General features: G+C 54.5%; 18 protein-coding genes. 6 read left to right on the top strand and 12 right to left on the bottom strand.

Annotation, left to right across the window (positions count from 1 at the left end; all coding sequences use genetic code 11):
- Nucleotides 1–15: 15 nt before the first annotated feature.
- Nucleotides 16–588 carry a DUF1629 domain-containing protein gene (locus tag NSS83_RS26700; RefSeq protein ID WP_341187432.1) on the bottom strand — a complete coding sequence of 191 codons (573 nt, stop codon included), beginning with the start codon at nt 586–588 and terminating at the stop codon, nt 16–18.
- A 241-nt stretch (nt 589–829) separates the two neighbouring features.
- Between NSS83_RS26700 and NSS83_RS26705 the strand changes: the two genes are divergently transcribed.
- From NSS83_RS26705 to NSS83_RS26715, 3 genes are read left to right on the top strand one after another with little or no spacing between them, the layout of a single operon-like run.
- A complete protein-coding gene (locus NSS83_RS26705) occupies nt 830–1,336 on the top strand; it encodes a metallophosphoesterase (protein WP_341187433.1) in 507 nt (168 codons plus the stop codon).
- A 12-nt stretch (nt 1,337–1,348) separates the two neighbouring features.
- Complete coding sequence (locus NSS83_RS26710; protein WP_341187434.1) at nt 1,349–1,810, top strand: GNAT family N-acetyltransferase; 462 nt, start codon at nt 1,349–1,351, stop codon at nt 1,808–1,810.
- A gap of 21 nt (nt 1,811–1,831) precedes the next feature.
- The gene (locus tag NSS83_RS26715; RefSeq protein ID WP_341187435.1) at nt 1,832–2,545 is read left to right on the top strand and encodes an HAD family hydrolase; all 714 of its coding nucleotides are present in this window, start codon (nt 1,832–1,834) and stop codon (nt 2,543–2,545) included.
- Nucleotides 2,546–2,940: 395 nt separating this feature from the next.
- On the opposite strand, the gene NSS83_RS26720 is transcribed toward NSS83_RS26715, so the two are convergent.
- Nucleotides 2,941–4,053: an FAD:protein FMN transferase gene (locus tag NSS83_RS26720; RefSeq protein ID WP_341187436.1), complete on the bottom strand. Its 1,113-nt coding sequence runs from the start codon at nt 4,051–4,053 to the stop codon at nt 2,941–2,943.
- A gap of 163 nt (nt 4,054–4,216) precedes the next feature.
- Here NSS83_RS26720 and NSS83_RS26725 point away from each other — a divergent pair, with 163 nt between their 5' ends.
- Together NSS83_RS26725 and NSS83_RS26730 are read left to right on the top strand one after the other, a co-directional pair.
- Nucleotides 4,217–4,789 (top strand): TetR/AcrR family transcriptional regulator, encoded by a 573-nt coding sequence (locus NSS83_RS26725; protein WP_341187437.1) that lies wholly within the window; start codon nt 4,217–4,219, stop codon nt 4,787–4,789.
- 200 nt (nt 4,790–4,989) lie between these two features.
- Nucleotides 4,990–6,744 (top strand): SGNH/GDSL hydrolase family protein, encoded by a 1,755-nt coding sequence (locus NSS83_RS26730; protein WP_341346869.1) that lies wholly within the window; start codon nt 4,990–4,992, stop codon nt 6,742–6,744.
- A gap of 99 nt (nt 6,745–6,843) precedes the next feature.
- Here NSS83_RS26730 and NSS83_RS26735 read toward each other — a convergent pair whose 3' ends face one another.
- Nucleotides 6,844–7,776, bottom strand: coding sequence for a glycosyltransferase (locus tag NSS83_RS26735; protein WP_341187439.1), 933 nt, complete (start codon nt 7,774–7,776; stop codon nt 6,844–6,846).
- A 240-nt stretch (nt 7,777–8,016) separates the two neighbouring features.
- Between NSS83_RS26735 and NSS83_RS26740 the strand changes: the two genes are divergently transcribed.
- Entirely contained in the window at nt 8,017–8,742 is a 726-nt protein-coding gene (locus tag NSS83_RS26740; RefSeq protein WP_341346870.1) for a DsbA family oxidoreductase, read from the top strand.
- 689 nt (nt 8,743–9,431) lie between these two features.
- Here the strand turns inward: NSS83_RS26740 and NSS83_RS26745 are convergent.
- From NSS83_RS26745 to NSS83_RS26785, 9 genes are all read right to left on the bottom strand, one after another.
- A complete protein-coding gene (locus NSS83_RS26745; protein WP_341187441.1) occupies nt 9,432–11,012 on the bottom strand; it encodes an oleate hydratase in 1,581 nt (526 codons plus the stop codon).
- A gap of 161 nt (nt 11,013–11,173) precedes the next feature.
- Nucleotides 11,174–11,743: a TetR-like C-terminal domain-containing protein gene (locus NSS83_RS26750; protein WP_341187442.1), complete on the bottom strand. Its 570-nt coding sequence runs from the start codon at nt 11,741–11,743 to the stop codon at nt 11,174–11,176.
- Between the two features lie 25 nt (nt 11,744–11,768).
- The gene (locus NSS83_RS26755) at nt 11,769–12,164 is read right to left on the bottom strand and encodes a hypothetical protein (RefSeq protein ID WP_341187443.1); all 396 of its coding nucleotides are present in this window, start codon (nt 12,162–12,164) and stop codon (nt 11,769–11,771) included.
- A 24-nt stretch (nt 12,165–12,188) separates the two neighbouring features.
- A complete protein-coding gene (locus tag NSS83_RS26760) occupies nt 12,189–12,713 on the bottom strand; it encodes a hypothetical protein (protein ID WP_341187444.1) in 525 nt (174 codons plus the stop codon).
- A 58-nt stretch (nt 12,714–12,771) separates the two neighbouring features.
- Nucleotides 12,772–13,743: an RluA family pseudouridine synthase gene (locus tag NSS83_RS26765; RefSeq protein ID WP_341187445.1), complete on the bottom strand. Its 972-nt coding sequence runs from the start codon at nt 13,741–13,743 to the stop codon at nt 12,772–12,774.
- A gap of 80 nt (nt 13,744–13,823) precedes the next feature.
- Complete coding sequence (locus NSS83_RS26770) at nt 13,824–14,009, bottom strand: CLC_0170 family protein (RefSeq protein WP_341187446.1); 186 nt, start codon at nt 14,007–14,009, stop codon at nt 13,824–13,826.
- Between the two features lie 42 nt (nt 14,010–14,051).
- Complete coding sequence (locus NSS83_RS26775; protein WP_341187447.1) at nt 14,052–15,275, bottom strand: Ger(x)C family spore germination protein; 1,224 nt, start codon at nt 15,273–15,275, stop codon at nt 14,052–14,054.
- Nucleotides 15,272–16,369 carry an endospore germination permease gene (locus NSS83_RS26780; RefSeq protein WP_341346871.1) on the bottom strand — a complete coding sequence of 366 codons (1,098 nt, stop codon included), beginning with the start codon at nt 16,367–16,369 and terminating at the stop codon, nt 15,272–15,274. Before NSS83_RS26780 ends, NSS83_RS26775 begins: the two co-directional genes overlap by 4 nt.
- Complete coding sequence (locus NSS83_RS26785; protein ID WP_341346872.1) at nt 16,362–17,978, bottom strand: spore germination protein; 1,617 nt, start codon at nt 17,976–17,978, stop codon at nt 16,362–16,364. The genes NSS83_RS26780 and NSS83_RS26785 overlap by 8 nt, the downstream gene beginning before the upstream one ends.
- Nucleotides 17,979–18,146: the final 168 nt, after the last annotated feature.

Below are 18,146 nucleotides of genomic sequence, written 5' to 3' on the forward strand. Positions count from 1 at the left end.
AGCTACAAGTCAGCATCAGATGGCGGTGACCTGTAGCTTCAACTTATGCTTTTGGCATAGGGCGTAGAATTCGCCAGAGATGATAGGCTGCATCACGTAAACGTGTGCCAGCAAGAAAAATTCCCGCCCGGCAATCTGCCCGGAATCCAGAACGAGCCTGGAGATCACCTTAACGGGCTTGCGCTGCGGCTGATGCACAGAAGCGGCGATGACCGCCTTGCGTCCGTATTCCGACCGTTCGTAATCGAAGCCGTCCACCCGGTCCGGCAGATGCGCGATCCAGTAGGTCCGTTCCACCGGGAGGCCATTATGGTAGCGGACTACGGCGGGGATAAACTGCACGCTTGTGGGGACTTGCTCCAGCAGCGCTTTGAATGCGTCCGATACCACCCTTGTGCCCGTGACCGTCTCGAAATAGTCCACTTTCAAGCTGCGGACTGATGACATAAGCCCGACTTCAGCTTTTGTATCGCGGGGCAATGGACCGTCCACAGCCATATAATTGGTGTCCAGTTCAGGCGTAAAGGTTGTGCCGCCGCTGATAAATCCGCTGCGGGGATATTGCGATTCGAGCAAATAGTAGTCCATACGCACTATCGCTCCTTTCTGAAGTAAAGGCATATCCATTCATTATAAGGTTCGCAAATGCAGAAGAAAAGCGCCTTACCCGGCAAGGCGAAGCGGCGGCGGAAGCCGGGCCTTCCGCTTGCAATCCCTCTTCAGGGCATCGTACAATGATAGAACGTAAACTTGGATTTGAACATAACAATGGCTGGGAACCGCAGATTACCGCGCTTCTTAGCCATTTTGAATAAGGAGGAGAAGGCAGATGAAGATTGGAGTTGTGTCGGATACCCATCTCTCAAGCAGGGCCAAGGGCTTGCCGTCCGTGCTTATGGAAGAATTCCGCCAGGTGGATATCATTCTGCATTTGGGAGACTGGGTGTCGCCGGAGATTTATGACATGCTGGCCGAGCTTGCTCCGGTAGAGGGAATTGCCGGGAACAACGATGGATATGAGATCATTGAGCTTTTCGGCGAGAGCAAGATCCTTACGCTGGAAGGCATGCGCATCGGAATGATTCACGGACATGCACCGTATTCCCGCAAGGGAACGGATGGGAATGCGCTGCTGGCCTTTGAAGGCCAGGATGTGGACTGCATCCTCTTCGGCCATTCCCATCAGCCGCTGATGCGCCGGGAGAATGGGATTCTGTTGTTCAATCCGGGCTCGCCTACGGACAAACGCCGGGAGAAGCAGTATTCGTTCGGTCTGATGGATATTGAGGATGGTACCATTACCGCCCGTCATGTTTTTTACGATTCCAGGGAATAAGGGGGCGTACCTTTGCTGAACTTTCGCTTTGAACGGGCGGGTCTTGAGGATGTGGAGGAGCTTGCACCGGTTTTTGATGAATACCGCAGCTTTTACGGCCAAGCCGCCGACCTGGAAGCTGCCCGTGAGTTCCTGACGGCAAGACTGCAGCATGAGGAATCGGTTGTCTTCATGGCGGTCGCCGGTGAGGGTGAAGACAGGCAGGTTCATGGATTGGCGCAGTTATATCCTTCGTTCTCTTCCGTTACGCTCCAGCCGGTATGGATTCTGAATGATCTGTTCGTGACGCAGGAGCAGCGGGGACAGGGACTGGGCTCATTGCTGCTTGAAGGCGTGAAGGGCTTCGCCCAGGGGACAGGAGCCAAAGGGCTGACGCTGTCCACCATGATGGACAACACAGACGCCCAGCGTTTATATGAAGCCCATGGATACGTGCGGGACGAGAGCTTTTTCTATTATTATTTATATTTCTAAGGCAGGGTTAGGAGAGTTAGTGTGACGGAGACAAACGGTAAGCTGGCTGTGTTTTTTGATCTGGATGATACGCTGTATGACCACCTGGTTCCCTTCCGGGAAGCCGTACGTGAGGTGCTGGACCCTGAGGAGGACAAGCTGGATTACGCAGAGCTGTTCTACACGGTAAGACATCATAGTGATTTGCTGTGGCCGAAGTATCTGCGCGGGGAGATGGAGCTGGAGGAGACGAGGGTGATGCGGCTGGAGCTGGCTTTTGCCGAATTTGGCATGCCGCTCTCCCGGGAGCAGGCGGTGCAGATACAGGCCTCCTATATTGCCCGTCAGTATACGATTGAGATGATCGAAGGCGTAGCGGAGCAGCTGCAGCGGTTCATTAGCCAAGGCCACCCGGTAGGCATTATCACGAACGGCCCGCAGGAGCACCAGATGGGCAAGCTGCGCGGGCTGGGCATCGACCGGATCATTCCGCCGGAGATGATCTTCATCTCGGATGCGGTTGGTCTGGCGAAGCCGGACCCGGCCATCTTCGTCCATGTCAATAAGATGACGGGAACCACACCGGAGAATAGCCTCTATGTCGGCGATACCTGGGCGAATGATGTCGTAGGTGCGCTTGCCGCCGGCTGGAAGGTCTGCTGGTATAATCCGCGCGGGCGGCAGCCTGGCACGGACCATACGCCGAGCTATATTTTTACGAGTTATAAGGAGTTCAGTGAGCTGCCGCTGGTGTGAGAATTGAGTGGTTACAAGGCGCATTCAATCCTACAACAAAAGGTGCCCTCCATTATGGAAGGCACCTTTTAATTTTTTGTCTAGGAAATCATGCGAAAAACCGAAAATAATGGGTGCTGCTGCACCGAGGAAGGGGCCCCGTGCTTCACAGTCAGTAACAGCAATAGAGAAATCCTGCACGAAATGCAACAAATCCAGCGTTAACTTGCTCTAACTACCGAAATTTGTGCAAATAATGCAACATTGTACTTCAGCCAGTAATAGGTATAGAGGAATCCTGCAATATGTGCAACAATTCTCTATACTGCGTCCGGTGAGAGAAGGCATCAGCATCCTACACCCGTTAGGGAGATTTTGTACTTCTTGCACAGTCAGCACCAAACGCTGCGAACCTGTTAATTAGCGAAGCTATAAGTCGGATCGGTCAGATTCAGCCGTTTTTTCAGCTCAGAGGTGGCATAGATCTTGTTATCGTCCGTAATGAAGAAGGCCTCAACCTTCTCCGGCAGCGCTTCGAGATACTTCATGCCTTCTTCCAGGCCCATGAGGAACACACCGGTGGAAAGAGCGTCCGCATCTGTCGCATTGGGGCTCATGATAGTGATACTCTTCAGCCCGTTCTGGGAAGGGAAGCCCGTGCGGGGGTCGAGGATATGGTGGTAACGCACCCCGTCCTGCATGAAGAAGCGCTCATACACCCCGGAAGCATCAATGACCTCATCGGTAATTTTAATCGTGCCGAGCTGGGTGCCCCGGCTCTGATCGGGGTCTTGCAGGCCGATATTCCACTGGGAACCATTGGGCTTATTGCCAAGGGCGATAATGCTGCTGCCCCCGAGATTAATCATCGCGCTGTTCAGGCCCTGAGCCTTGAGATAGTCGGCGATCCGGTCAGCCGCATAGCCCTTACCGATTCCGCCCATGTCCAGTACCATGCCTTCTTTGGCTAACTTCACCGTCTTCGCGGCTTCATCTACGATAACATCCTTATAGTTGGTCAAGCTGCGCGCCTTGTCAATCGCTGCCTGGTCCGGCACGCGCTCTCCGCCTTCGCCGATGGCCCAGAGGTCGACCAGCGGCCCGATGGTCGGATCGTACAGCCCGTCCATTTCCTCGGCATATTTGAGGGAAAGCTTCACGATATCCAGCGTTTCGTCAGACACAGCAACAGCTTGCTTACCGGCGGCCTGATTCACTGCGTACAATTCCCCGTTCGTCTTGGTACGGCTGAACTCGATGTCCATCCGTTCCAACATGGCCTGAATATCATCCATGTTCTTCTGCTCTACCGTATCGCCGAACACCTTGATATTCACAACGGTATCATAAATATAAAACGTCTGCTCCAGGGACTTCGTATCGCCGGTTCCAGTAGCTGCAGGACTGTCTTCACTTTTGTTGTTGCCTACTGTAAGCCAGATTAACACAGCCGCAGCGATAACAACGACGAGCGCGGCCAGAATTACAACGGTTTTTTTGTTCTTAGATGTTTTTTTGATTTCAGACATATTCCACCATCCATACAATTAGTTTCGTGGTTGCATCTTTACTATCATACCCCAGAAAGAACGGCAATGGATACTCATTTGGTGACATTTTGTCCGAAAGCGCGGCTTGCCGAAGGGGAAGGCTTGTGATATTTTCAAAATATAAAGTAAAGGAGCATGACCCATGTCTATTGACCGTAAAGCGTTAATCCTGCAGGCAGCAACCCTGTCCTTTGTACAATTTGGCTACAAGGCTACAACGATGGATCAGGTATCCAGAATCGCCAATGTGGGCAAGGGCACGATTTATACCTTTTTCAAAACCAAGGAAGAACTGTTCGAGGAAATTCTGGACAAGGCCACCTCTGAATTAACATCGGTGATGAGCCGTGTGGCTGCGCAACAAACGACCTTCGTGCATAAGCTGCTCAATCTGCTGGACTCTATTCTGGAATTCCGCCTGGACCATGAGCTGTTCGTGAAGCTGGCCCAGGAGGTGCGTGACATCGGTACAGCCCAGGCGCTCGAAGGAGTGAAGCGGATGGAGGGCTACGCGCTGGACTTCTTGCAGCAGCAGATCGAGGCGGCAATCGGGAGCGGAGAAGTGAAGCCGTGCGATGCCAGTGTGGCGGCGTTTATGATTCTGCGGATGTATCTGGCGCTGACCACGGAATGGAACAAATCCCATGAGCCGCTGGATCAGGACAAAATCAAAGAGCATATGATTTTGTTCATCTCCACCGGAATGCTGCAATAGAGGCAGACTAGCGAATTGTTGTAATAGCTAAACAGAGCTTCAGATTGTACGTTGAGCTGTGCCGTCACCACGGGCTATAATGATAGCGTGAATGTAGACGATTATGGCGCAGCTGAAGTCAAGAGCGGGCATGGCGGCGGTTGGGAGCTGTCCTGCTCCTGATGGGTGAGAGCGCCTTCAGACAAAGGAGGCTGATGGATATGGAAAAGTATAGCGGCGATACCGGGCTTGGCGGGCAGGAGGGTCCGGCGGCACCCCAAGATCCGGTGCTTCGCCGTGACGGCTTCTTCGTCATGTTCGAGACGGCGGTTGAGGCAACCGCCCGGGCGGAGGGCAAGCCCTCGCAGGAGGTCTATCTGGAAGGCAATTATCTGATCGATAAGGCCAAATACATAGGCGGGGTTACGGATGAGCAGATGCTGGCGATGCTTAGAGACTGGACCGGCTTCCGCAAGCTGGTGCACAGCATTGGAGTGTCCGTGAAGACGGCGGAGGAAGGGGCAGCGGTCACTTTTCTCCTGCAGAATTGGGGCAGAACCAGCAAATATGAGACCGGCACGCAGCTGCGGGTCCCTTGTCCTGGCGATGGAACGGAAATCATAGTGAAGCTGGAGGAGCACGAGTGGTCTGAGGAGGATGTGGCTCCCGGCAAATACGCCTTTGAGTTCAACAACGAAGGGGAACTGGCGACAGCGAGCATCGTTCTCTACCTGAATGACGGGTATACAGCGCCTGAGCTGACAGCGGAACCTCCCGTAGACTTCGATTCGTCTGCTTACCGCGCAATGATTGCGAAGTCTTTGCTCTATGCGGGCAATAACCGGCGGCTGAAGCGGGCTATGGACAAGGCTGCAAGCGGCGAGGATGTGACGATTGCTTATATTGGCGGGTCCATCACACAGGGTGCAGGAGCCAAGCCGATCCATACAGAATGCTATGCTTATCAATCCTACTTGAGCTTTAAGGAGCTGTTCGGCAAGGACGGAGGAGAGAACATTCATTTCATCAAGGCCGGGGTTGGCGGGACGCCCTCCGAGCTGGGGATGATCCGCTATGAGCGGGATGTGCTGAGGGATGGCGCAGCCGCTCCTGACATCGTAGTGGTGGAATTTGCTGTGAATGATGAAGGGGACGAGACGAAGGGTAACTGCTTCGAGAGCCTCTGTCTCAAAATCCTGTCTGCTGCAAACCAGCCTGCTGTCATCCTGCTGTTCAGTGTCTTCGTGAATGACTGGAACCTGCAGGACCGTCTCTCCCCGGTAGGCAGACGCTATAATCTCCCGATGGTCAGTGTCAAAGATGCAGTAACCGAGCAGTTCCGGCTGAGCAAGGCCGAAGGAAATATCATCTCCAAGCGGCAATTCTTCTACGATATTTATCACCCTACGAATGATGGGCACCGCGTAATGGCGGACTCCTTGGGCTACCTGTTCTCCGAAACCGCCCGGGCGGGGATGGATGAAGAGGGGGAGGCTGCGCTGACGGGAGCGCCTGTGCTCGGCAATGATTTTGCACATGTCCGGCTGCTGGACCGCATAAGTGATCTGGGCAGCGCAGGTACTGCGATTGCTATTGAAGCAGGCGGCTTCAACGGTACGGATGAGGAGCTGCAGCAGGTGGAGATGGATGCCAACCCGTTCGGCACTCCGCAATTCCCGCATAACTGGATGCACACGGCTACGTCCGGTGAGGGACGCTTCAGGCTGACAATCGCCAGCAAGAATCTGATCCTGGTCTTCAAGGATTCGGGCAGCCCGGATGTGGGCAAGGCGGAGGTCTATGTGGACGGCAAGCTGGTTCTGACGGCAGATCCGCATGTGAATAGCTGGACGCACTGCAACGCTGTGATTCTGTATAAGAATGAGCAGAGCGAGGAGCATGTGGTGGAGATCCGGATGGCGACGGAGGATCAGGAGAAGTGCTTCACCATCCTGGGATTTGGCTATACGGCTTAAGAACCGAGCAGGTAAAAGGGTGTCACCGGGCAGCACGAAGCTACTTCGGGGGCACCCTTTTGCGAATTATCATTTGGATAAGGAGTAATGAATTAGAACCTAGTCCAGCATGAATTCCCTGTATTTATTCTTGCGGGGATTAAGCACGAACAGGATGCCGCTGGCGTAGCCGGAGACGGCATTGAAATTCCGCTTGAGTGTAGACTTGACGGCGAGGTAAGACAAGGTCCAGAGCAGAGCTGCATAATTCTTCACGGGTGCTTTGCGCAGATTCAGGAGATAATAATGATTGACTGCGGTCGCCCGGGCGACACGACCTGCCTTGTCGCGCGAGCTGGGCGATTCATGATGCATGATTTTCAGCTCCGGGTTAATCACCAGCTTACCGTATCTGCTCGCTAGATGGCACATATAGATATCGTCCGCTACTGCATAGCTGGTCATCCAGGGGTACGGCTTCATATCCCGCAGCGCCGAGCTGCGGAAGGACATATTACAGCCATGGAAGAAGTCCGTCTCAAAAATATTCTCCGTCTCCCCCCATAAGAGAAGAGATCCGGCCAGTGTGCTTGCCGACAGTCTGCCTGGGGAAGACGACATTTGACAAGTCAGCCTGCCGAGCAGCTTGCCCGACTTGCTGCTGGAGAGACCCTTGGCGATTCCGCCGACTCCCACAATAGACGGATCTGAGGCATAGGTATCAAGCATCCGGCGGATATAGAGCGGATCGTCCAGCTCCGCGTCGTCATCGAAGCTGAGCAGAATCTCCCCGTCGATGAGCCCGAGAGCCTCGTAGCGGGAGAGCCAGACACCGGGCTTGGTTTTGCGGTAATAACGCAGGCTGGCATCCGGAAGATGCCCGAGCACCTCATGGAAATACTCCAGCACCTGTTCTTCGATCTCACCGTCGTCCACGATCAGCAGTTCGATGGAGACATTCTCCAGCCCGGTCTGCGCGCCGATGGATTCAATGCAGAGGGTCAGATCGCTGATCCGGTTACGCGTGGGAATGACTATAGACAGGTCATGCATGCCGTTGACTCCTTTCGGGACTCCTTAGTTGCTCTAATTTTACCTGTCCGCCCGGGCGGACGTATATACCTCTTTCGTTTACTTTTCTCCGGGAAGTATACTGAGAACTGAGGATACGGGAATTCAGAGGACATCAGAGAATAGTGGAAGTTCAAAAAGTTTGTTTGTAATTTTCGGTTTTTAACTATATAATAGTAAGTAGTTGATTGATGACACTATTACCCTTCAGGAGGAATTCACATGAGAATTGATATATGGTCAGATTACGCTTGCCCATTCTGCTACATCGGCAAAAGACGGCTGGAGCACGCGCTGAGCCAATTCCCCGGCCGTGACCAGGTGGAGGTCGTGTTCCGCAGCTTCCAGCTGGACCCGAATGCACGCACCGATGAGACGAGAGATATCCATGATCTGCTGGCCAGCAAATACGGCATGACCCGTGACAAAGCCAAGGAGATGAACGCACAACTGGCTGAGCAGGCGAAGGGTGTGGGTCTGGAGTTCAATTTCGATACGATTCAGTCCACGAATACCTTTGACGCTCACCGCTTGAGCCACTACGCCGCTACTGAGGGCAAGGCTCCGCAGATGACCGAACGGCTGCTGCGTGCTTATTTCACCGATTCACTGAATGTGGGTGACCGTCAGGTGCTGGCTGAGCTGGCTGCCGAGGCCGGACTGGATCAGGCCAAAGTGGCTGAAGTGCTCGACAGTGAGGCTTACGGCGACCATGTTGAGGCTGACATTGAAGCTGCCCGGCAGCTGAACATCACCGGCGTTCCATTCTTCGTCTTCAATAATAAGTACGCCGTATCCGGTGCACAGCCGGGTCCGGTCTTTACTGAAGTACTGGACACGGTATGGGCGGAGGAACAGAAGGGTCCAGAGCTTCAGGTGGTCGGCCAGCCGAAATCCGGGGCTGCACCGTCTGCTGACGGCTGCGATGACGGTTCCTGCAGCATCTGATTGCGATCAGTGGCAGGCTTCAGGTAAGCGTTGCAGCGTTTTGCACCGGGACGAACGAATCTGGTTACGGACTACAGTTCCGCTAATTGCGCTAAAAGGCCATTTTGGGCGGCTTGCCGGACTCAGAGGACGTTATGCAGAGGTGTTGGAAGCGAAATTGCAGGATATTCGGCACTTAAGCACACTTGTGTCCGCAAGGTTGCTGCAAAAGATGATTTGCTACAAATAAGCGCACTGGAGTCCGCCGCTGGAGACTGTGTATCGTGATCTATCCAGTTAGGAGACTAGGCTTCGGCTGACCGGAACAGGCTGGAAAGTATGGCATTCCTGCCGCCGCTGGCTTTTCCGGGCAAGTTTGCAACAAATGGACGCACGAAACCCCCGCCGCATGAAATTCATGCAGCGGGGGTTTTTGGTGCTTACAAAGACCACAGGCCTGGAGCGAAAACCCGAATACAACGTGATAACACGAATGCCAGTGACCCAAATGTGTGCGAAATACCGAACACAATCGCAGCTGCGTGGGCCAATGACCCAAATGTGTGCGGAAAACCGAACACATTTGGGCAGTTGGGTTGGCCACCAGGGTGTACATGCGTGAAGCCAGCTGCCAGTCGCGCCCAGCCGGCCGTCCTCAGATGGCGGGCTGGGCGTCCGGGCGGCAATACCGCAGCAGCATCTCCATTTCGTTACCGGAACGAAGTCACGAGACTGGAGAACAGTGTGCGGACATCGTTCTGGTAGGCATTGATCGGCTCTACCGGACGGTTCACGTCGAACAGGGTGTAGACGGCGATGCGGGCGGCACGGACTGAGTATTCTTCTGTGAAAACGATATCGTCCGGGATCTCGCAGTATTGGCCGATAAAGGCTAGATTGGTTGAGCCTTCAGGCACCACCCGCGGCCGGTCGCTGTTCAGGCGCGGCATGAACTGGGAGGTGATATACGGCATCATGCAGGGAATACAGTTGGCGGTAGCCATGATCTCTTCCTTATGCGCCTCGAAGTGCAGATGTCCGATCAGCTCCTCCATAATCTCCTCGCCGGTACAGTCGCACATTTTTTTGTGTACATAATCGCCGACCTTGTCCGGGTACAGGCCATATCCCCAGAAGACCTTGACATGCTCCGGCTGATTGCGGAAATGCGGCTGGAACGCCAGTACGACCGACATGAACCAACTGGAATCCTTGAACGTTACGAGTGCGCCGGTTCCGGCCCGGTTGCGGGTGAACTTCTCCATCAGGTCGAAGAATTTCGAGTCCTGGAAGGTCACCGTGAAGGATTCCCATTTGGATTCATCCACATGATCGTCGAAGGAAGAAGGATTACCGAGACCCGGCTTCTTCGCGGCGATCGTCTCCCACAGCTTCCATGAGCTGCCCTTACCGTTCATCCCGGGAGCGGAGGTCATCGATCCGAGGCTGGAGCCTTCGGTCATCGAGCCGTTCGTCACAATTACGCGGTCGCCTTCATGAACCTGAATCGTGTCCTCCACGCCATCGCGGACCACCTTCATCGCTGTTACAGTAATGCCGTCGCCTTCTTTGAATTCCAGATCGGTTACGGTACATTTCAAGGTGAAATCTACGCCCAGCGGCTCCAGATATTGATGCAGCGGCAGAATGATGGAATCATATTGGTTATAGGGGGTACGAGTTACGCCTTCAAGCGTTTGAATTCTAGGGAACTCGTGCATGAAGCGGAGCATATAACGCTTGAACTCAACCGCACTATGCCAAGGCTGGAAGGCAAATGTGGTTGCCCACATGTACCAGAAGTTCGTCGTGAAGAAATGCGGTCCGAACCAGTCGTTAATCCGCAAGGTGCCCAGGGCTGGCTCCGGCGTAATGACCAGCTTGCCCAGGGCCAGGCGGTCTGCCATATCGAAGCCCATGGAGGTGACATCCTGAACCTCACCCTTGCTGTTGATCAGCCGTGCCTGGCCGCGGGTCGGATTGGACTCGTCGAATTGAACGATTTCTTCCCGCAGCGTCATACCCGGCTGGTCAATGGACGGAATGGTACTTAACAGCTCCCACAGATTCTCATAGGTCTCATCGTTCAGCATCCGGCCGCCGCGAATGACATATCCATGCTCTGCATCGCCGGCACCGTCATTGCTGCCGCCAAGGATCTTCATCTCTTCAATAATGTGAATGTTCTGTCCGGGAAAATTGCAGTCTCTAACCAGATAGGCCGCACCCGCAAGGGATGCAATGCCACCGCCTACGAAATATACCTGCTCGTTACCGTACTCTTTTTTCACTGATTACCGCCTCCATAGATTTGCTTGAATACTGGACCTGAACCGAGTGTAATCCAGTCCCGCTCTGGAGGGTATCATCAAAGCGCTTGATCTGTATAAAATTTGGACATATGGAACAAAGTGTAACGTTTTTGGGCAGAAAAAAAGCCGCAGCCCTGAGGTTACGACAAAATGTTCTCATATTTATGCAGCGCCTTCAGGAAGTTTCCTTCAATCAGGACGCTCAGCTTCTCAATCATCGGCCCCGGCGGCTCCTGCATCCCGTCCTGCATCCACTGAATGATCAGTCCGGTGAAGGCCAGTGTGTAAAAGTTTGCGATGAACCGCTTATCCGATGTCCCGACATTCAGCCCGGCGGCCAGCTCGTTGATGACGCCCATGACGAGATCACTCGTCACCTCATACAGATACGCGTCCAGATGCCTCCGCCCGAGGGAGTCCAAGGTGTTGCAGCAGAACGCCTTATTGTTCTCGATATAGCAGAATATCCGGTAGAATCCGTCGGTCCAAGTACTGTAGCTGCGGTACTGGGCAATGCTCTCGACAGCCTCCGTCTTGTAGATCCAGCCCAGCAAATCATAGATATCCTGAAAATGATAATAAAAGGTCTGCCGGTTCACGCCGCAATCCTCGACCAGATGCCGGACAGAGATTTTGTTCAGCGGAAGATGGGCCATCAGGTCCTTGAGCGAGCGGGCGAGCGCATTTTTGGTCAGCAGGGAATTGGACATAAGGGTCATCAGCTCCTAACAGGAATCAGCGTGTGCGCCAATAGTGTATCAGCAGGCGGCCGCCCTCGGCGATCAGACCCAGAGCGAAGCCGCCTGCTGTAAACAGGCCGAAGGACAGAAAGCCCGCAAGATCCTCGAAGCCCGACATCTCACGGTAAGTATACAGGTACATCAGGAAGAGTCCCGCGACAGTTCCAGCAGTTGAGAAAATCCACACAAGCCGTGCACCCAACCAGCCGAATCCGTTGACTACACCGGAGATGACAAGGGCAAGGATAGCCCAGCGTAGGGCAAGAATAGAGTTGAAAGGCTCACCTAACCACATATACCGGTGCAGAATCAGCAACAGCCACAGCAGCAGCGCGTAACCGGCAGACCATGCCAGCCAGCGGCCCGTCCGGGCAGGAGGCAGGAAATTCATTATCAGCTCACCCCATGTATAGCGTTATACCTCTTCCAGTTCTTCGGCGCTCTGCAGCAGGAACTTCAAGAGGTTCGGAAGGTCTTCCATTTGCTCTTCGGTAATTTGCCGTTTGAATTGCAGTTCAACACAGTTATTGTACGTATCCTCCGTCTGTCCATAGCGGAAGCTGAGCGATTGCACAGGCTGGAATTCAGGTCCCCAGATTCGGGTCAGAATCTCTTCAATGTCCGGGCACTGCTCATTTACATCCTCAATCTCCAGATAAAAGCGTAAGAAAAGACTGCACCCCGGGTCGCTGCCCGGCGTCTCCAGAATCTCATCTCCGAGGTCCTTCACTGTGGACTGGAGCAGAATCTCGGACGTCACATTCAGGCCTCCGGTCAGCTTGAACGCGAGGCTGAATTCCCGCGACATCAAAGCGAGATTGAGAGAATCGGACCGGTCCGTTACAACTAGAATCCCATCCAGATTATCGTAGTCATAGATCTGGTTCTCCAGGGCGATTTTGATATTGTCAAAAACAGTCGGGTGGAACAAGAGCGGCACCTTCTATCGTTTCTCTATATTATATAATGATCTGCTGCCGGCATTCCCGGCTTAGGAATTAGTTCGTAGGTGCCGGTGCCGTGTATTTCAGAAAAGTCTTCGGAATCGCGCTCTCAAACGTCAGGATTTCACCGGTAGTGGGATGGACGAACGAGAGCACACGGGCATGCAGGCCCAGACGGCCGACTGCCTTGGTCTCTGCGCCGTACTTCTTGTCCCCGGCAATCGGATGGCCGATGTCGGACATGTGGACACGGATCTGATTCTTCCGTCCGGTCTCCAGATGCACCTCCAGCAGGGAGAAGTGGCGGTTCGCCTGGATCAGCTTATAGCGGGTTACGGCATGCAGCCCGTCTCCCTCATGCGGACTGGAGTACATCTTCAGCGTCGAGGTCTCCTTCAGCCAGGAGCTGATCGTGCCTTCAGATCTCTTCACAGCGCCTTCGACCAGAGCCACGTAGGAGCGTTCCTTGACGGTCTCCTTCCAGCTGTTCTGGAGGGACTGCTGAATCGCCTCGCTGCGGGCAAACATCATGACGCCCGAGGTATCCCGGTCCAGCCGGTGCACCACATAGACGCGGTTTTTCGGGTTGCTCAGGCGGACATGCTCCATCAGCTGGCGGTAAGCCGTCAGTTCATTGTCTTCTCCGGTAGCGATGGACAGGAGTCCCGCATCCTTCTGAATCACGATAATATCGTCGTCCTCATGGACAATGGTCAGTCCCAGCAGCTCCTTGGCTTCAGCAGGCTTCTCCTGGTCAATCGTCACGGTCTGTCCGGGATGGAGCTGATGGTTATGCTTAGTCACAGGCTTGCCGTTCACAGCAACCTGCCCGCGGGAGAGCATGGATTTGATCGAGTTGCGCCCCTTATTCGTAATTGTCTTCAGCAGAAAAGCAAGCAGCTCCGCAGGCTCCGCTACTGTATAGGATTTGGGTGCAGCTGCCGGCTTGGCCGGGGCTCCGGATCTTGCTCCCTGTTTATGGTTAGAGGTTCTGTTCCCCTGATTTCTGGTTCTTCTTGTATTCATGACCGCATTCTCCGTCCTTTAATAGGTTACTCCTCAATATACCATGGGCCGTGAAGAAATACTACGGACGTAAGCGGCAGCTAGATATAGAGGAGCAGGCCGATACAGATCATCAGGGAGAGCAAGATATAGCTCCAGGCCACGACTCTGGCGTACTTTTTCTCCCGGTGCCAGCCCCGGTTACTGTAAATTCGGATATCCACCACCAACAGGAGCATGGCCGAGACCAACATTATCCCGGCTAGGCTTCCTAGCAACCGGATCATACGCTTCCTCCTCCTTCAACAGATACTTGTATAGGCGGATGCTTAGTCATGCTTGAGGCCCACTCTGCGGATATGCAGAGTCAGTCTGATCTCTACACCAACACTGCTGTACAGGCTCTCCCAGTCGTTTTTGCCGTGGATGTGTTCCCTCCAGTAGGCGGGATGATGGCTTCGGATCTGTTCACCCATACCAAAAATATCAGAGTGGTCCTTCTGGGTCTGCTTCACCAGCCCGTGCAGCACCGTCTGGATCTGCTCTTCGAAGTCCTGTTCGATCTCATGCAGCTTCTGCGGGGAGTTGACGGGAACATCACTGCTGTAATGCTCGTCCAGATCCCCTTCCAGGAAGATGTCATAGGACAAACAGGGCTTGCCGTCCTTGATATAGCTCCGGGTGCGGGTGAAGCGTTCATTGATCTTGGTCATGACAATCCCGAGCTCCTGCGTACGGAGCAGAGTGGAATAGCCGCCGGGGTCCATCCCCTGCATCGCCATGAACCCGCCGATCTCAATCGGGGCCGTTTTGCCCGCCATCCGGCCGCCGCTGAAATAAGCCAGCCCTGCAATGAGGATATTATCCTTGTTTCGCAGTGCCACATAAGGCAGATAAGCGCTTTGGCCCCACCTGGAATCCGCTGACCAGAAGGTGCCGATATAATCCCGGGGGAATTTGCCGGAGGAGACGGACTTCTCCATCATGGACAAAATATAAAGAGTAGGCACACGCTGCAGCGGCGGGTTCACATCCATGAAGGCGGAAGCACGGCCCTCGGAGACGAGCAGCCAGGTTCTGCGCCGGATTTCCGGGTTGCGCCGCAGATAATCATTTAGCTCGGCAAGGCTGCCCCGGGCAATTTCCTCGCTGATGATGATGATCCGCAGGTGAACCAGATAACGCGGGTCGGCAATCTGCTGCTGCAGATTATTCATGGCATCGTCGAGGGAGATGCCGCGCACGCTGACTACCCAGACGGGACTGGTTTTGCCTTCCCCTGCGCTGCCGCCGGTGCCGGGGCCCAGCGGGACTCTGCCCGGGACGGCAATCTGGGCGGTGACACTGATCATCTCCGTAGGCAGAGAGTTATCATGGATGTGAGTCACCCGGTCTTCTTTTTGCGTATCGTCTGCAGGGATTTTGTCAATGGATAAGCCGAGAACCAGCGCACGGTCCTCAATCTCCACCTGATCCCAGCATCCGCTGAGCAGGGGGGTGGCTATCGCCAGCAATAGGAGAAGGGCGAGTGTGCGCGGTAGCTGTATATTCATGAGGTCACCTTCTTCCTGTGGCGTCTAAGCAGATAGACCGTCCATAACAGCAGAGGATAGCCGAACATCAGCATCATGCCGGCATTGCCGAGGTGAAGGGCCCACCGGTAAGATTCGAACACATTTGAAGGCAGCATAGCCAGGATGAACACCACCGGCAGCAGAATCGTGGAGGCCATCCGCTGGTCGCGGAACCGCAGCAGCTTGTGCAGCAGATAGGCAGATATGTAATAAGTGGTGTAGATCGTCGTGTAGACAGAGATGACCCAGATAATAATGAAGATAGCATCCAGCCGCTCCAGGAATCCCTCGCCAAAAGCCGCCGAACGGGCCATCTCCAAGGTAGGGTAGATCAGCAGCTTGGTCTCTTCGGCACCGAATATCCCTACAGAGGCAATGACGATCAGCACGTAGATTGCTCCCGACAGGAAGATGGCCCAGGCCCCCGCACGAACCGCATGCCCGGGCTTCTCCATGAATGGAATCAGCAGCACGATGACGAAGGAGCTTTGGAACAGATAGGTGGCATCCCGCGCTCCTTTCCAGAACTGGAAGCTTGGGGGCATCAGGACAGGCTGCAGATTGAGCATATCCACATTTTTGAGCGAGAGCAGAATGGTGACCAGAATAGAGCCGGTAATCAGCGGCAGATAGAAGAAGTGGATATAGGAGAACTTCACAACGTTGCGCCTGGAGGACAGCAGACTGATGAGCAGCATCAGGAAGATGGTTGCTTCGATCGGTGTTTTTTTGTACAGCACGGTTGTGGCAACATCCCCGAATTGGCGTACGGTGAGACCGGTGAGTACAATGAACAGCAGCATAATTACCACAGTGAAAATAGCAGCAAGCGGGCGTCCGATCAGGCGGCGGCTGAACACAAACAGGGTCTCCTGCGGAAACCGCTGGCAGAGGGAGGCCAGCAGCCAGTAGCTGATGAAGGAGAACAGTACACCGCAGAGCGCAACAAGGGGAGCGCTGCTGTTGCCTGCTTCGGTCATATAACGCGGGAAGCTGAGGATGCCCACTCCGATAATGGTGCTGGTGATCACGGCTGCTGCGCGCAGAGTCGTAATCTGGCGCGGATTATTCATCGGTCTCATCTCCCTGCCTGAGAATCTGGTCAATCTCTGCGGCTGGCACGCTGCGGGGCAGTCTGTCCGTATCCCGGACATGCAGGAAGCTGGGGCGGCGGCGCATCCACCAGAGCGGCACCCGCACCAGCGTATCCTTCAGATCACGCCATTTGCCGGGAATGTAAGGGGACATATAAGGAACGCCGAAGGACTCCAGGAACAAGAGATGATTCAGAATCAAAATCGTGCCAATCATGACTCCGTAGAGGCCGAACATACCGGCCAAAAGGATCAGCGGAAACCGCAGCATCCGCAGGGCGATCGCCGCATTGTAGGCGGGAGTGGCGAACGAGCCGATGGTCGTCAGAGCCACAATGACAACCGTGATCGGACTGGCCAATCCTGCGCCCACGGCAGCCTGTCCGATAACGAGCACGCCCACAATAGATAATGCTCCGCCGATCATCTGCGGCAGCCGGATCGTCGCTTCCCGCAGCACCTCCATCGATACCTCCATGATCAGCACCTCCAGCACAGCCGGAAACGGCACGCCCGCGCGGCCTCCCGAGATCGCCACAGCGAAATCCGTAGGCAGCAGCTCGGGGTTGAAGGAGATTACAGAGACATATAACGCCGGGAAAAATAGTGAGCTGGCCAACGCAATCAGCCGGATGATCCGGATTAGGCTGCCCATAATGAAGCGTTCCGTATAATCATCCACCGTCTGGAAGAACTGGTTGAAGAGGGCGGGAACAATCAGGGCAAACGGTGAGCCATCGACGAGAATGGCAACCCGTCCTTCCAGAAGGGCGGCCACAGTCTTATCCGGCCGCTCAGTGCTCTGGACCTGAGGGAAGGGAGAGAGCGGCTGGTCTTCGATGAACTGTTCGATGTATCCGGCATCGAGAATGCCGTCGGTATGAATCAGCGAGATTCGGCGCATGACTTCAGCGACCAGACTGCTGTCAGTGACGCTGTCAATGTAACATAGAGCCACCCTTGACTGGGTACGTGCACCTAGCGGGCTGATCTCAATCCTGAAGTCCGTGCTCTGGAGCCGGTAGCGCAGCAGGGAGAGGTTGTTCTCCAGCTTCTCCACATAGCCTTCACGCGGCCCGCGTATGACCTGCTCTGTCTGCGGCTGCTCGACCCCGCGCATCTCAATCTGGCGCATTGCCATGCGGAGCGCCTCGGGAATTCCGTCAATCAGCAGAATCAGATCCCCCTTCACGGCGGCTTGGGGGAGTGCGGACAGATCGGCAGTCGTGGTGCCTTGAGTAACCTGGACGGCAGTACTCCAGATATAATGAATCATTGCGCCCGTATCCTCCGGTACCTCAAGCTGCGCTGGAGGCGGGGCCATTAACGGTTTCAGTACATGCTCGCGCACCTGCTCCATATTCACGAGTGAGGAGAAGAAGAGCATGGCGGCAGGATACGCCCCGAAGAGCAGGAAGTCGCGTACGACCAGATCGCCGTTCTCTCCGAGCCTGGCCTGAAGCTCCGGCAGATCGCTCTTCAGCTCTCCTGTCAGCTTGCTTCCGCCGGCCGGCTCCGGCTCTGGCTCTGGCGGAGAAGCCTGTTGCTTATGTATATAGGAGGCATATTTATCTTTCCAGTCTTGCAAACGGGCGACCTCCTTCATGGGGCAGATGGATGAATCTATCTAAAGTGTTGCTTGATCGTAAGGTTTTTATGTAATTTCTATGTGTAAAGTCCGGAAGGAGTGCTATCTTATCTGCTTCAGGCGGTTGCTTGGCAGCCGGTTGCCCGGTAAACTAAAAGGTAGAAAGCC

Source organism: Paenibacillus sp. FSL H3-0469 (assembly GCF_038051945.1).
GTDB lineage: Bacteria > Bacillota > Bacilli > Paenibacillales > Paenibacillaceae > Paenibacillus_AQ.